Annotated in this window: 12 protein-coding genes, 1 pseudogene and 1 other annotated feature (1 of these 14 running past the window's edge); of the genes and pseudogenes, 8 read left to right on the forward strand and 5 right to left on the reverse strand. The window is 43.4% G+C overall.

Annotation, left to right across the window (positions count from 1 at the left end):
* The first annotated feature begins 17 nt into the window (after positions 1 to 17).
* Entirely contained in the window at positions 18 to 1,079 is a 1,062-nt protein-coding gene (locus ACO5V7_RS04335; protein WP_485485196.1) for a hypothetical protein, read from the forward strand.
* Positions 1,080 to 1,094: 15 nt separating this feature from the next.
* On the forward strand, positions 1,095 to 2,270 hold the full coding sequence (locus tag ACO5V7_RS04340; protein ID WP_485485197.1) for a hypothetical protein: 1,176 nt from the start codon (positions 1,095 to 1,097) through the stop codon (positions 2,268 to 2,270).
* Positions 2,271 to 2,749: 479 nt separating this feature from the next.
* Here ACO5V7_RS04340 and ACO5V7_RS04345 read toward each other — a convergent pair whose 3' ends face one another.
* Positions 2,750 to 3,913, reverse strand: coding sequence for a galactokinase (locus ACO5V7_RS04345; protein WP_485485198.1), 1,164 nt, complete (start codon positions 3,911 to 3,913; stop codon positions 2,750 to 2,752).
* A 235-nt stretch (positions 3,914 to 4,148) separates the two neighbouring features.
* Positions 4,149 to 4,375, reverse strand: a pseudogene (locus tag ACO5V7_RS04350) (MATE family efflux transporter); the annotation flags it as partial.
* Between the two features lie 280 nt (positions 4,376 to 4,655).
* Between ACO5V7_RS04350 and ACO5V7_RS04355 the strand changes: the two are divergent.
* Both ACO5V7_RS04355 and ACO5V7_RS04360 read left to right on the forward strand, forming a co-directional pair.
* Positions 4,656 to 6,071, forward strand: coding sequence for a Y-family DNA polymerase (locus ACO5V7_RS04355; RefSeq protein WP_485485199.1), 1,416 nt, complete (start codon positions 4,656 to 4,658; stop codon positions 6,069 to 6,071).
* On the forward strand, positions 6,068 to 6,436 hold the full coding sequence (locus ACO5V7_RS04360) for a hypothetical protein (RefSeq protein ID WP_485485200.1): 369 nt from the start codon (positions 6,068 to 6,070) through the stop codon (positions 6,434 to 6,436). Before ACO5V7_RS04355 ends, ACO5V7_RS04360 begins: the two co-directional genes overlap by 4 nt.
* A gap of 846 nt (positions 6,437 to 7,282) precedes the next feature.
* On the opposite strand, the gene ACO5V7_RS04365 is transcribed toward ACO5V7_RS04360, so the two are convergent.
* On the reverse strand, positions 7,283 to 8,047 hold the full coding sequence (locus tag ACO5V7_RS04365; protein WP_485485201.1) for a class I SAM-dependent methyltransferase: 765 nt from the start codon (positions 8,045 to 8,047) through the stop codon (positions 7,283 to 7,285).
* Between the two features lie 429 nt (positions 8,048 to 8,476).
* On the reverse strand, positions 8,477 to 9,829 hold the full coding sequence (locus tag ACO5V7_RS04370; RefSeq protein ID WP_070444871.1) for an MATE family efflux transporter: 1,353 nt from the start codon (positions 9,827 to 9,829) through the stop codon (positions 8,477 to 8,479).
* A gap of 592 nt (positions 9,830 to 10,421) precedes the next feature.
* On the opposite strand from ACO5V7_RS04370, the gene ACO5V7_RS04375 reads away from it, so the two are divergent.
* From ACO5V7_RS04375 to ACO5V7_RS04390, 4 genes are all read left to right on the forward strand, one after another.
* Positions 10,422 to 10,790 (forward strand): CidA/LrgA family protein, encoded by a 369-nt coding sequence (locus tag ACO5V7_RS04375; RefSeq protein WP_298645509.1) that lies wholly within the window; start codon positions 10,422 to 10,424, stop codon positions 10,788 to 10,790.
* Positions 10,771 to 11,463 carry an LrgB family protein gene (locus tag ACO5V7_RS04380; RefSeq protein WP_485485202.1) on the forward strand — a complete coding sequence of 231 codons (693 nt, stop codon included), beginning with the start codon at positions 10,771 to 10,773 and terminating at the stop codon, positions 11,461 to 11,463. The genes ACO5V7_RS04375 and ACO5V7_RS04380 overlap by 20 nt, the downstream gene beginning before the upstream one ends.
* 205 nt (positions 11,464 to 11,668) lie before the next feature.
* Entirely contained in the window at positions 11,669 to 12,475 is an 807-nt protein-coding gene (locus ACO5V7_RS04385; RefSeq protein ID WP_485485203.1) for a hypothetical protein, read from the forward strand.
* A 66-nt stretch (positions 12,476 to 12,541) separates the two neighbouring features.
* The gene (locus ACO5V7_RS04390) at positions 12,542 to 13,108 is read left to right on the forward strand and encodes a hypothetical protein (RefSeq protein ID WP_485485204.1); all 567 of its coding nucleotides are present in this window, start codon (positions 12,542 to 12,544) and stop codon (positions 13,106 to 13,108) included.
* 66 nt (positions 13,109 to 13,174) lie between these two features.
* On the opposite strand, the gene tehB is transcribed toward ACO5V7_RS04390, so the two are convergent.
* Positions 13,175 to 14,041 (reverse strand): SAM-dependent methyltransferase TehB, encoded by an 867-nt coding sequence (gene tehB, locus ACO5V7_RS04395; protein ID WP_485485205.1) that lies wholly within the window; start codon positions 14,039 to 14,041, stop codon positions 13,175 to 13,177.
* Between the two features lie 156 nt (positions 14,042 to 14,197).
* Positions 14,198 to 14,302 (forward strand) — a binding site (T-box leader) (it continues 139 nt past the right edge of the window).

Below are 14,302 nucleotides of genomic sequence, written 5' to 3' on the forward strand. Positions count from 1 at the left end.
GATTGGAGGGGAAGAGGATGAAGGGAAGGCAATTATTCGCATCAGCGCTGTGTGTATTGGCGCTGGCAGCATGCAACAAAAAGCCTGAGGAGACGGTCACGACTACTGTTGCACCGACTACCGTTCAATCGACGACGGTGCAAGAAGTGCAGGAGTCGTATTTTGAACAGTTGCATTTAGCGTATAATCTAGTGGCCAAGGATGCTGATGCCAAGTCTGGATTGCAAGCCGCTCAAGAGGAGAGCCAGAAGCTGATCACCGCTCATCCAAGAGACAAGGCCATGATCGAGAAGCACTATAAGGACTTGGAACGTCTCATTCAGCATCATTCAAGCGGATTTGCCAAATTTATGCAAGAGTGGAACCAAAGAAGAGACCAGCACTACGAACCGCTTCAAGAAGCGCAGGATTTAACAGCGGCGAAGGTGAACGGCGAGGCTACCTCTTGGAATATGATGGGGAAGGTCACCTCGAATGACTATCAGATTCTCATCGTGGATGCTTATATCGATAATACCAACCAGCAGGCGTATCTCTTTGGCTACAAGGGGGATGAACCGATTTTCTTACACGCCCCTTCTGTGACGCGAGATACGCTGAGGGATACGAACTTTGAAGAAGTGGAGAATGCGGATCTCCGGGCAGGATTCCTCAACAATGTTACTTGGAAGAAGGAAGCGCCCCAAAGTAACCCATCGATTGCGGATGTGATGGCCATTTACGCGCGTAAGAAGGGCGAAGTCTATGAGCGCACAAGTCCAGCGACTCAGCGGATGTTCTATGATTTAGCCGTTCCAGACCAGCTCTTCCATTATGCGACGGTTGCTGGAATGAAGGCGAAGTTTATATGGGGAGAACTCACATTTAAACAAGGCGACGTCCCTTATGAAATCGTGGAGTGCTATGTGTCCGAATCCGGAACGACGGTGATGGTGTTTGCCAAAGTCGGCAATGGCAAAGTGATTTTAATCGGGCAAACAGCACCAGAGACGGTGAAGAACGCGGATGGAACGATCAAGTCGAGCACCGTGAACCTCCAGCCGTACAATAGCGAAACATTATCCCGCGCAACGTGGTAAGACAGGAGAAGTAGAATGACAGAAGTACAACAACTCGAACAATTAATGAATGAGATGCTGCCGGGATTGCAGCTGTTTGCTAGAGATATTAACCTCACGCCGGAAGAAGCAGCGAAGTTCAAGGTGGGGCAGATTGTCCGTAACGCAGCCTTTACCGATGCGACGAGTCGCGTTGGGGGCATGGTGACGACGCACCGTTTCAGCATCCTCTCCAACCATCTCTTTGACCTGTCGAAGGCGGAGCACGGCACCAACTGGGGGCTACATGTGGCCAACCGCGACAGCCACTTTAAGGTGCTGGACATTTACGAGCATGAAGGCAAGACGCAGATTCTGCTCTTGCATTTGCCGGACGATTATCGTTGGAAATGGATGGAGCATGTGAATCTGGATCTGCCGGTGGACATCGTGGCTGATAGCAGGGAGCGATTCGCCTCCAAGGCCCACGCCGAACCGATCCCAGAGGTGACAAGGCCCGAGTGGCTTGACCGATGCGGTTTTGCGCCAGGACTGGACATCAAAGGCGAACTCTTCCCAAATGAAATCCCAATTGCGTCTCAGATGCAAAAAGTAAAAGATGCCTCTTTCCGTAGCTTCTACCATCAACTCGTCTACGTTCGCTGTGCATCGCTCATCGAAGACGTGATGCCAGAAGTAGCTAAGGCGGGTGACACAGGGCTTGTCCTTTACGGATATATCGATGAAGAGGCTGGCGTGTCGTTCCAACCGCTATGGATTGCTAAAGAGGGGGAGTCGACGCTAGACATGCGCCTTATCTCCGAAGAGACGATGTACCTCATTCGTCTAGCAAACCTTGATGGCTGCGAGTTCTGTTCGATGAAATGGATTGAAGTTGATCCGTATATTGTAGACCGTGCAAGACGCGTCATTGCGGAAGTTTATGACACAAAGAGCAAAGAAAAAGAAGAAACACGAACCTTCCAAGGCCTCGACCGATTCCGTCACCGCGAACATCCCGATGACTTTGGCGTAGCTGTCTACTACGAAGACAAGAGCAAGGACCCCGAACGCTTGTGGGTGCGCATTTCACGCGTGGAAGGTAATCAATGCTTTGGCACACTCTTAATGGACTCCAAGCATCCAGACGGATCAAAAGAAGGCGAGGAGATTATGTTCCGCGTCCTTCAGAACGAAAAAGGCGAGCTCGAAGTGGTGTCGGTTCAAAAATAATAAAAAAAAAGACAAGATAACCCTCGGTATCTTCATAGTGTTGATGGTAAGGCACCGGGCCAAGCCTAAGTCTTGGCTCCTACCAAGCTTCAAACTGAGAGCAAACACAATTTAATGTGTGCTGAAACTTTAACGCAGTAGACAAATGAATTCCTCTTCACTGTCAAGCAGTTCAAGGAATTCTATTTGTCCTTGCGGGGGTAAGACTACGAAGAAACAAGTTTCTTCTGTCTTACTCCCATTGGTTGCTCTTCTTACCATTCACACTATAGAACCGAGGGCCTTTTGCCTTTTTTAAACGATCACACCTTCTTCGTGTATGAGAGAAATCACACCTTTTATTTACCTTGAATGGAACGTGTCTTGACATTAAAGAGATTTATGGTGTATTAAAGGAGCAAGAGAAGTAGATACCTCAAATCACTAAAACCAGAAAGAGCATTGGATGTGGAAAATCCAATGATCTTTTTTTGTTTGTACTAATGCGCTCCATCCGCGACTTCCGCGATATAGAAGCTTGGGGCGTAGCCAATCTCTTCGGTGTAGACTTTGGCAATGTTGGCTTCAAACTTGTCAATATGGTCCTTATGCACGAGAGCGATGGCACAACCGCCAAATCCTGCGCCTGTCATACGAGCACCAAGGACGCCACTTTGTTCCCAAGCGGTATGTACGAGCGTATCGAGTTCCTTTCCAGTGACCTCGTAATCAAGTTCGGTCGAGAGGTGACTTTCGTTCATGAGACGTCCAAAGTGGGCGAGATCGCCTTCTTTTAAGACACGAGTCGCAAGCACCGTCCGTTCATTTTCGCTCACGGCATGGCGAGCACGTTTGACGAAGAGCTCGCTGGATAGGTGATGCTTCACTGCATCGAACTGATCGATAGTGAGTTCTCCCAGGCTATCGATAGATACATGCTCTTGTAGCTCCTTCAAGGCAATCCGCGTTTCGGCAAAGCGTTCGTTGTATTTCGAATCGGCCAGTTCGCGTCGTTTATTCGTGTTCATAATGACAATGCGATAGTCGCCAAGTTTCACTGGAACGAGTTCATACTCCAGCGTAGCACAGTCGAGGAAGATAGCGTGGTCCTTCTTGCCCATCCCCACAGCGAACTGGTCCATGATGCCGGAATTCACACCAATGAAGTCATTTTCCACCCGTTTCCCAACCTTCACGAGGGAAAGCGTGTCGATATCCAGGCTGTAGACCTTGCGAGCGATGACGCCCACGAGCAGCTCGAAGGAGGCTGACGATGAGAGGCCCGATCCGTTTGGGATGTTTCCGTAAAATGCGATGTCCATGCCGTGTGGAAAAGCAAACTCAAGATTCTCCAAGTACACGAAAACGCCCTTGACATAGTTCGCCCACGAGTCACTGCCCCTGTAAGCCAGGTCGGTCATATCGAGCTCGCGCATACCATCCTTCGGAAAATTGTCCGAATAGAGACGGAGCTTCTTGTCCGACCGTGGCTTCACCCACGCGTAAGTCCCCAGCGTAATCGCGCAAGGAAAAACGTGCCCGCCATTATAGTCGGTATGTTCCCCAATTAAATTCACGCGCCCCGGAGCAAAGAAACTCTCCTCAGGCTCCGTGCCGTATACCTCCACAAACGTCTGTCTTAATTGATCTGTAATTTGTCCCATCTCATCACCGCTTTCTATTTAGTTACCTTCATTATACGACAAATTCTTCGTAAAAAAAGAGGTGTTTTGGATTTCCCGAAAGAAAGCCAACAACACCTAAAAATCTTCCAGCAGCCCTCTCTTCATGGCGTCACCTTTTGCCCAAGCCCTTGCAGACTATTGCGCAAGATTAGTAGGAGCGCTAACAGCACATAGAAGAGCGAGCCGATGCGGTTTGTTGAGAGGGCGATGATGACCCCATCCCATTGCCAACGCCGAGTGCAAATCCCACAATCAGGTCAAAGATGGCTGCAGTCGTCCAACAGCCGCCAGCGCATCCTGCCCAAGGGACCTCCCTACAATCATAATATCGGCAGTGTTATAGAGTTGCTGGAATATATTTGAAATAATCATTGGAATTGCAAATGTAATAATGGACCGCAAAATCGGTCCGTCTGTTAAGTGAATAGCGGTCTTTTTCATAAGGGAAGTTATACTCGCATATTTGGAGAAATTCAAGAAGATTCTTTGTATAAATTTCCTTTTTTGTAGACTTCATTTTTTGAAAATCGAGAAGGAATTTCGCTTGAAAGAGAACATACGTTCGTGTTATAACTAAGGTAGTTCAAACAGATTTGGTGCTAAAAGAGAAAAAACTCAACAACAATCGCCTTAGAAACGTTGCTACAGAGAGGTTTATAGGGGTTTCGTGCAAAATTAATCGTTTCACCGCAAGAGTATCGTAAGAAGGGAGGCGTGTTCGATGACTCTGATTGACTACAGTTTGGAACCAAGAAGCGACATTGCGTTTATCGATATGAAGTCGTTCTATGCCAGTGTCGAGTGCATCGCCAGAGGACTCCATCCGCTCAAGGCCTCGCTCTGTGTGATGAGTCGCGCGGATAATTGTAAAGGGCTCATTCTGGCGTGTTCTCCCGTCTTCAAGAAAGTCTTCGGGCGCAAAAATGTCGGTCGGACCTACGATTTGCCGTTTGATATTCATACGCGTCGCTTTTCCTATTATAAGGCCGAGCGTCAAGGGCTTCCAACGGATGCGGCCTTCGTGCGTTTCATCGAGGCCTGGGCGAGAGCGACCGTCATTGTCCCGCCAAGAATGTCCGAGTATATCCGGATTAATATGCAGATTCAGCGCATTTTGCAAAATTTTGCCACGACGAGTGAGATTTATCCGTATTCCATCGATGAAGGCTTTGTCGACTTGACGACTTCTTTGAATTATTTCTTCCCGGATCCGACACTTTCCAGAAAGGAGAAATTAGACCTCTTGTCCGCGCAAATTCAGCGGGCGATTTGGAAGGAGACGGGGCTTTATTCGACGGTGGGGATGTCTAATGCGAATCCGCTCCTTGCTAAACTCGCGCTGGATAATGAAGCTAAGAACGCGAAGAATATGCGTGCCAACTGGTCGTACGAGGACGTGGAAACGAAGGTCTGGGGAATCGAGAAGATGACGGATTTTTGGGGGATTGGCAGTCGCATGGAAAAGCGGCTCAATCAGCTCAAGATTTACACGATTAAGGAATTGGCGCAGGCGGATGCGGATCTATTGAAGAAGCATTTGGGAATTATGGGCGTGGAGCTGTGGTTTCATGCGAATGGCATTGATGAGAGCAATGTCCATCATCCCTATAAGGTCAAATCACACGGCATCGGGAACTCGCAAATTTTGCCGAAAGATTACCGTCAAAAGGGTGATATCGAGTTGATTTTAAGAGAAATGGCCGAGCAAGTAGCCGTTCGCCTGCGCAGAGTCCGCAAGAAGACGACTTGTGTATCGATTCATGTGGGGTACTCCAGAACGGAGGAGAAAAAATCGATTCAAGCGCAACGAAAAATCGACCCAACGAATCAAACCAAGCCTCTGACGGAGGTGGTATTAGACTTGTTTCGCCAGAAGTATACGAGTGGCGCGGTCCGTCGGGTAGGGATTTCCTATCAAGGGCTCGTAGATGAGGCGATTACGGTATTTTCATTGTTCGATGATTATGAGCAGGTCGAAAAGGAAGAAAAATTGCAAAAGGCCGTCGATATAATTCGTGACGAATTCGGCTTTACCTCGATTTTGAAGGCGAACTCTCTATTGGAATCCTCCCGCGTGAAGGCGAGAAGTCAGCTCGTCGGAGGGCATTCGGCAGGAGGGTTAGATGGATTGACATGAATATGCGTATGTATTTACCGTATAAAGCAACCAGAGAATACACAGACCGTGGCATGGCGAAGTGGCAAGGCTTCTTCTTGTCCGAACATACGAGTGAAATCGCCAAAGAGAAGCGGATGGAGCATTACACAAGTCGTCTCACGAAAGAGGAAAAATGGACGCTCCTCACACAACTCTACGTTCACCAGCAACTGGCGTGTTTTCGCATGAAGAAGAAGGAAGGGCATGAAATGGTGATCGGTGTGCCTATAGAATTGGGCGATGAAGCAGTCTACGTGGAGTCTCAGACAGAAGCAAGGTGGCTTCCTATCAGTGGCCTCCAGGAACTCTATTTAGTCGAGACAGAAGAGGAAGCAGTAGAGTAGGAAGTCCTCATTTTTACAAAGAAGTGGTATAATAAGGTACTTTGAGAAGTGATGAGAGTGACAGATAGAAGGTAGAAGAGGATATGAAGACAAATGAATTTGGACAAGTGATTGGGGAAGCTGTTCCTGGGTTTACTCCAGGGGGACTTCCAACGGCGACGTGATTATGTTCCGCGTCCTTCAGAATGAAAAAGGCGAGCTCGAAGTTGTGTTCGTTCAAAAATAGTACAAAAAAAGACAAGATAACCAAAGGCTTCCTTTTGCCTTTTGGATGTCTTCATAGTAAAGGGAATAACTGTACCGGCAAGAGCCAAGGTCTCTTTGCCTACCGAACTTCAAAGGGCGTCAAGTTGATACACTCAACTGACGCCCTAATTCATTTCGGTTACACCTGTTATTTCCATTACTATAGAATCCAAAAGGTCCCGGAAGCCTTATTTCGTGACTATTTTCGTAAGGTTGAACTACGCAATCATCGAGACTCGCATTTTCCTTCTTTCATAAAAAGCACCGGCTATTTTAAGTTATTCTATGCACTAGTAGTTCATTTTAGAGCACTCCGCAATGTAAAGAAAAACTGAAAAGAGACAAAAATCCCTCGGTTCTATAGTGTGAATAGGGAGTAAGACAGAAGAAACTTGTTTCTTCGTAGTCTTACCCCCGCAAGGACAAATAGAATTCCTTGAACCGCTTGAGCGTGAAGAGGAATTCATTTGTCAACTGCGTCATAGTTTCATCACACATCAAATGGTGTTCTTCCTCATTTTGAAGCTTGGTCCGGTGTCCTTACCATCAACACTATGAAGATACCGAGGGACTAATTTTGTCTCTTTTCTAAATATCACATTATAGTTTAACGCAGAGCGTAGCGATATAGTCATTCCCATAATGGGATAATCGATTTCTTTGATCACACGATTCATAAAAATCAATCATCGCGAGGCCATTCTTGAGTTGCCCTCTAATCTGCGTTTCTAAGGTATGGCTAAATTCATATCCATATTCTGGATTGATGGTGATTTTGCCTTCCTTTTCAAGCTCTTTTGAATTAAAAGGGAGTGAAAACTGTAACAGTAATTCCTCATCGGGTTGGTCCCATACAATGTCAGCGTCATACATGTATATCCATGGGTTCATAAATCCGACCATTAACAAGCCACCCTTTTTCAATACGCGAGCGGCTTCTTTATACATGTTTTCTAAATCTTCTATATATACATTTGAAACTGGATTAAAAACAATATCAAACGTTTCATCTTCAAATGGAAATGGTTTTGTCAGATCGCCTTGAACGGTAGTGATGGTTAAACCTTCTCGTTTAGCCACCATTTCATCTCTTTGTAATTGTGATGTGGAAAAATCCATGATGGTAACATCATACCCTTTTGCAGCAAAAACGGGACCCTGCTGTCCGCCGCCGCAAGCTAACCCTAATATCTTTTTTCCGTTGGCTTTTTCAAACCATTCTTGAGGAACTTTTTTTCCAACCGTTAATGCAACTGAAATGGGATGTTTTCTCATTTCTTCTAATTTTTCATGTGTTACTGGCTCAGTATAGGTATTTTTTACATTATTCCATCGATCTTGATTACATTTGATATAATTGTTCATCTCTTGCCACCGCTTTCTGTATTCTCAGGTTCATTATACTATTGATAGGAAAAGTAGGGAAGTGTCTCCTGCGCCAAAGTTTCATCAAACATCCAATTGTGTTCCTCCTCAGTTTGAAGCTTGGTCGGATTGAGATTTTAGCTCAGTCCGGTATCCCAAAGGGATCTTAAGATTAAGGAATCCACTATCCACGGTTCTTGCGCCAGTTTACTTAAAAGAAGCATAAATGAAATAGAGGGCTTCCTGGGACCTCGCGGATTCTATAGTAATGGAAATAACGAGTGTAATCGAAATGAATTAGGGCGTCAGTTGGTGTTACCAACATGACGCCCTTTGAAGTTCGATAGGCAAAGAGACCTCGGCTCTTGCCGGTACAGTTATTTCCATTACTATGAAGATATCCGCGAAGGTCCATAGAAGCCCTTGGCTTTAAAAAATTTCATGCCTTACTTCTTTAATGAGCGGATGACGCAAGAAGGCGTAGGAAAGATAGATGGCCATCAGGCACCAAATAATCGGCTCTGCAAAAATCACCCCAAGATAGCCCGCCTGCGGAATCACAAACACCACGAAAAGCACCTTCCCTGCCAGCTCGATAAAACTCGACACGAGTGGCGTCACCTTTTGTCCAAGCCCTTGCAGACTATTTCGTAAAATCAGAAGAAGCGCTAACGGCACATAGAAGAGCGAGCCGATGCGATTATACAGCGCGGCATTATCCAGTAGAAGCGGGTCGCTCGATCCAGAGACGAGTTCGTTTAGGAATGGACTCGCAAAGAATAAAATGATGCAGACCAGAATCGCCCATCCAAACGCTAGCAGACTGCCTTGACGAATTCCTTTGGCAATCCGGTGCACTTTGTTGGCTCCGAAGTTTTGTGAAGTGAAGGTCGTCATTGCCGCTGCAATCGCCGCAAATGGCAAGGTCGAGAACGCGAAAATCCGTCTGGCAGAAGTTTGCGCACTGATGATGACCGGTCCAAGCGCGTTGATGGAGGACTGGAGCATTACAGATCCTAGTGAGACGATGGATGACATGAGTCCCATGGCTAATCCTTGGCTGATGAGATCTAGATACAGTTCATCATCGCGGACAAAATCACTTTTGGCCGGAATGAGGAAGCTGGCGCGTTTTTTGATATAGATAAAGCAGAGAACGGCCGATATGCCCTGAGCAATAATCGTCGCAATCGCCGCAGCTTCAACGCCCATGTTGAACGTTGTAATGAGTAAAATATCGAGGAAGATATTCGCCACCGCTGAAAAAATCAAGAAGTAAAGGGCAGCCTGACTATCTCCAACGGCGCGGAGCAACCCCGCGCATAAATTATACGCAAACGTCACCGCAATCCCGAGCACGATGATCGAGATATACGCATAGGACTGGTCGATAATACTAGCGGGTGTTCCAAGAAACTCGAGCAGCGGATACATCCCGAACGTTCCCCCAAGAGCTACGAGGAGACTGAGAACGGCCCCAATGACGATGGTGGCCGAGACGGCACGTTTCAAGAGGCGATGGTTATTGGCTCCGTAGTAACGTGCGATGATGACGCCCATCCCATTGCCGACGCCGAGTGCGAATCCGACAATCAGTTCAAAGATGGCTGCGGTCGCCCCAACAGCCGCCAGCGCATCCTGCCCAAGGAACCTCCCTACAATCATAATATCGGCAGTGTTATAGAGTTGCTGGAATATATTTGAAATAACAATGGGAATTGCAAACGTAATAATGGACCGCAAAATCGGCCCGTCTGTTAAGTTAATGGCGGTCTTTTTCATAAGGGAAATTATACTCGCACGCTTGGGGAAATTCAAGAACGTTCCTTGTAAAAATTCGCTTTTGGAGGAACTTTATTGTGGTGAAAATCGAGAAAGGATTTCGCTTGAGAAAGGACGTATAGGCTTGTCGTGGGTAAAGGGGGTCAAACAGACCAATCGCGAAGAGGGTTCTTCTTAGCTTCAAAGAATAGATGAAGTTTTAGAAATGAATCAATCATAGATAGAGGTAACGAAACGCAATTCGCTATACCAAAAATATAAAGAATGGAAAAGCAGGGACGACCAGAATCAGTTTCGAAATGAAATAAGGAAAGAAATGAAAAGAGATACCCAGTATTCCTTATACCTCTGCTTAAATGACTTCTATTGACTTGCTAACGATGGAAAAGACGATGTTTAAGCAGTTGTTAAAAAAATAGGGTGAAGTGACGAAACTTCTTAGGTTTGTAGTTGACTTTCTATACATTTGATTATACTATGAAAAAAAGTTGGAAGAGAGTATTCTTTCTGAGGTAGTTTTATATATACAAAAATATGGAAGCATCCTATTCTATGACTTGGATAGGGTGTTTTTACATTAAAGGAGTAAGTAATGAAATTCTTTAAACAATTTGGCTGGATTATGTTTGTAACCTGCTTAGGTGAAATTTTAAAATATCTCTTGCCGTTTCCTATTCCAGCAAGTATCTATGGACTAGTATTAATGATGCTATTTTTAATGACGGGATTCATCAAACTCGATCGTGTGTATCAAGCGGGGACTTTCTTAATTGAGATTATGGCTCTGATGTTTATTCCTGCAGCTGTAGGAATTATTGAATCTTGGGCCCAATTACAAAGAATTATTTTACCCGTATCCATCATTACGGTGATTACAACAGTTATGGTTATGGTTGTTTCCGGAAAAGTAACACAGTTCATTTTAGAAAGGGAGGAAGACCATGAATCAACTAGCCATTAATTCAGCAACGATTGGAATTGTTATTAGTATTCTAGGGTTTGAAATTGGTGTATTCCTTCGAGATCGCTATAAATGGCCTATTTTTAATCCATTGTTGGTGGCGATTGTATTCGTAATTATCGTTTTAAATGTATTCCGTATTGACTACGCTAGTTATTATGCAAGTGCAGATAATTTAAGTTACTTCTTAACACCAGCAACCGTCTGTTTAGCGATTCCTTTATATCAGCAGTTAGAGTTATTAAAGAAACATAAGAAAGCAATTTTCTTCGGAGTTTTATCAGGAGTTCTAACAAGTCTTTGTACAGTGTGGCTACTTTCTTACATTTTTCAATTGACACATGAAGAGTATGTTACGCTTCTTCCAAAATCAATTACGACAGCCATCGGAATGGGACTATCTCAAGAAACCGGCGGATATGTGACGATTACAGTTGCAGTGATTATTATTACAGGAGTTCTAGGAAATATGTTTTGCGAGGGGATATGTAAGATTGCCAATATTACGCACCCAGTTGCTAAGGGGATTGCAATTGGAACTTCTTCTCATGCGATTGGGACAGCAAGAGCGATGCAAATTGGTGAGATTGAAGGAGCGATGAGCAGTCTATCTATCGTTATATCAGGAATTATCACATTAGTCGGAACCCAAATTTTTCTAGGTTTTTTATAACTTTAAAATGAGATGCTTGTGTTTAATGATTCCTTCTATATTAATAGAAGTGTATCGTCTTGAAATTAGTTGCAAATCAGATACTCCTCTAATTTTTATGACTAATTAAAAAAGATTGTATATTTTATGATATTGTGTTTTTTTTATTCTAAAATGATGAAAAAAATGTTATAATTGTTTAGATAAACAAGGAAAGGAGAAAAAAATGACGATTAAGACAATTTTTATTAAAATTCTAGAATTCTTTAAGTCGTTAGGGTTAGTGAGCCAAATAGGGATTACGTTGGGCTTCTCAATGGCAATGCTTGCTGGTGTATACGTTCTTTCTCAAGAGATGAGCCCGTTACCAAAAGTAACACAAGTGGTGGAAGTACAAACGACTGATACAGTATCGTCAAATTCTCCAAGTAAATCTGAAAAATCTGAAAACAAAGCAGTGGCTCAGAAAGAGTCGGAAGCATCAACAACAGTAAGCACTACGGAGCTTCCAGTAACTACTGAAGAAAAGAAAGTAGTTCTTGAAAAACAAGAGCAAGAAACAGAAATAGTTGTCATTCCAAATAAGGAACCATTGACGACGGAAAAAGTGACGCCTCAAACAAGTGAGACGGAGATGAGCACTTCAACAGAAAAACCAACAGTTAAAATAGATGAGGGAGTGTCTACTTCTACAACAACTACGACTGAGGAAGTGACCACTTCTGCCCATCGTCTACTTCCGTTAGGAAATACGAATACGGAATTTAAAAATTATCATCATGCTGTACAATATATGAGAGAAAAACTGGATGAGACTTCAAAAGCCTTTGAACAAGGAAAGCAAGATTGGGTCTATTCAGGTAGAGTGTATAGTATTCCTTGGAGCAACGGCAATATTACCTTTACAGTGGATTTAATTCCAAAAGTAATGACACCACGCACACCAGATACAAGTGAGGTTTCTACAGAATCCAATCAAGGGATCAAGCCACGATTGCACTTTTTAAGATTTATCTTGCAAAGTGGGTTTTGAATGAGTTTACTAAAAATACTTAACTATGTTATTTTTATATTATATTTTACTAGGGGTGAATAATAGATGGAATCAAAAGGAAGAAGATGGTTAGGAATTATTATTTCGATTATCCTCATTATAGTTGTTGGGTACAATCGTTATAGAAGATATGAACAAAAACAAGAAAGAAGTAGAGTACAACAACAGCAAATTGAAAATGCAAAAGCTGTACAAGAAGCAACGAAAAAATTAGATGAGGATGCGAAAAATAAACTTAGTGAACAATTAAAGGATGCCGCTAAAAAAGCAGGGAATATTGCTAAAAGTGTTGAACAATTAAAGAATGCTGAAATGAATACAGAAATCAATGATGGATATAACATTGTTAAATTAGAGGGTAAATTTTTAATTGTTAAAGATAGCAATCTGGATCAAGCAGTTGAATTAGCAGGAGTAACAGATGCTTTCGTAATTCCAACGAATGATGAAGATCATCGCCAAAAATATAATGTTTTAGTGGTGAAAAAAGATAGTGAATGGCGTGTAGTGGATGAAACTAAAAAAGGAGAAGACGTCCTTGTATTAACAGGTGAAACCATTACAGAAACTACAAAATTTAGAGTGAAAGACAAAACTTTATATATTGAATAATAAAAATGAGACTGGGATTCTGCGTACATATCAGATTCCAGTCTCTTTTTTGTATAAGTTAAACGATTATTTTGGTTTTTGAGCAAGCATCGTTACAAAGCGCATACGGATACGATTTCCATGTTCATCCAACTTATGTAATTGCCCAAAGTCTTCATTATATTTATGGAAAGTCCAATCTTTGTAATACTCTTTGAGTTCACCAGCTGCAAAGGTCTTTGGAAAATTCACAGGACAAGGGGCATCTTCGGTAGACATCGCTGCGACAATGAGATTATATCCTCCAGGGGCCGTATGAGATTGCATATTTTCAATGACATCTGGGATACTATCGGGATTTAGAAACATCAAAACCACAGTGGAAATAATGGCGTTGTAAAGACCACCAGGGATATCTGCACTTTCAATATTATAAGGCTCCACGTGAATAGCTAGCCCTTCCTCCTCGGCAATTTGTTGGAGATGAGCTAAACTCATGGTTTGGATATCTAATGCGGTAACCTCAAAGCCTTTTTTGGCTAAATAGAGACTGTTTCTACCTTGGCCACTACCAAGGTCGAGGATGGGTCCTTTTTCAAATTTTGGAGCAGCTTCAATGACTTCCGAATGAGTTCTTGTTAAGTCGTATTTTTTTGAAAAATAGTCTTCTGGAGTACAGTAGAAAGTTAAATAGCAGCGCAAGTCGTCGCTAGCAGGAGAGACCCGGTGCCAAGCTTGAGGTTCAACAAAAGGGATGTCGGACTCTTTTGTAAACAGATGCTCAGAAAGCACACGCCCCTCTTCATCGAGTTCATAAAAGGTCAGGGCTCCTTCTAGAATGGTTAAACGCGCCCAAGTTCCAACTTTTGTATTATGCATTTTTTGAAAGGGTTCTGGTAAAGTACTAGCTGTCCAAATGGGCATTGTTTTATAAGGAATTAAATCGAGGCTCATAAAAAGTCTCCTTTCAGTAGTGATAGGATTATTGTACTAAAAAAAGAGGAGTTGAAAAACTAAAGAGATTTTTGTTATAACTAATAGCTATAGCTAGTGATAGAAAAGCGATAATTGACTAAGGTGCGAATTGTTGCTATCCTAGTTTCATGCTTATAACACACGGTGATGAGGAGAGTAGAAGTGAATCCTTTTTAGAGAGTCTCGGTTTGGTGGAAAGAGATATTGGTTGCAACTTTGAAGATGGCCTTTGAGTGTTAA

The organism is Granulicatella sp., from assembly GCF_057274575.1.

What these genes read in the sequence shown, in the direction of transcription:
- ACO5V7_RS04355 (WP_485485199.1), top strand. Translation starts at nt 4,656, where the DNA reads ATGACTCTGATTGACTACAGTTTGGAACCAAGAAGCGACATTGCGTTT.
- ACO5V7_RS04370 (WP_070444871.1), bottom strand. Translation starts at nt 9,829, where the DNA reads ATGAAAAAGACCGCCATTAACTTAACAGACGGGCCGATTTTGCGGTCC.
- tehB (WP_485485205.1), bottom strand. Translation starts at nt 14,041, where the DNA reads ATGAGCCTCGATTTAATTCCTTATAAAACAATGCCCATTTGGACAGCT.
- ACO5V7_RS04340 (WP_485485197.1), top strand. Translation starts at nt 1,095, where the DNA reads ATGACAGAAGTACAACAACTCGAACAATTAATGAATGAGATGCTGCCG.
- ACO5V7_RS04380 (WP_485485202.1), top strand. Translation starts at nt 10,771, where the DNA reads ATGAATCAACTAGCCATTAATTCAGCAACGATTGGAATTGTTATTAGT.
- ACO5V7_RS04385 (WP_485485203.1), top strand. Translation starts at nt 11,669, where the DNA reads ATGACGATTAAGACAATTTTTATTAAAATTCTAGAATTCTTTAAGTCG.
- ACO5V7_RS04335 (WP_485485196.1), top strand. Translation starts at nt 18, where the DNA reads ATGAAGGGAAGGCAATTATTCGCATCAGCGCTGTGTGTATTGGCGCTG.
- ACO5V7_RS04365 (WP_485485201.1), bottom strand. Translation starts at nt 8,047, where the DNA reads ATGAACAATTATATCAAATGTAATCAAGATCGATGGAATAATGTAAAA.
- ACO5V7_RS04345 (WP_485485198.1), bottom strand. Translation starts at nt 3,913, where the DNA reads ATGGGACAAATTACAGATCAATTAAGACAGACGTTTGTGGAGGTATAC.
- ACO5V7_RS04390 (WP_485485204.1), top strand. Translation starts at nt 12,542, where the DNA reads ATGGAATCAAAAGGAAGAAGATGGTTAGGAATTATTATTTCGATTATC.
- ACO5V7_RS04360 (WP_485485200.1), top strand. Translation starts at nt 6,068, where the DNA reads ATGAATATGCGTATGTATTTACCGTATAAAGCAACCAGAGAATACACA.
- ACO5V7_RS04375 (WP_298645509.1), top strand. Translation starts at nt 10,422, where the DNA reads ATGAAATTCTTTAAACAATTTGGCTGGATTATGTTTGTAACCTGCTTA.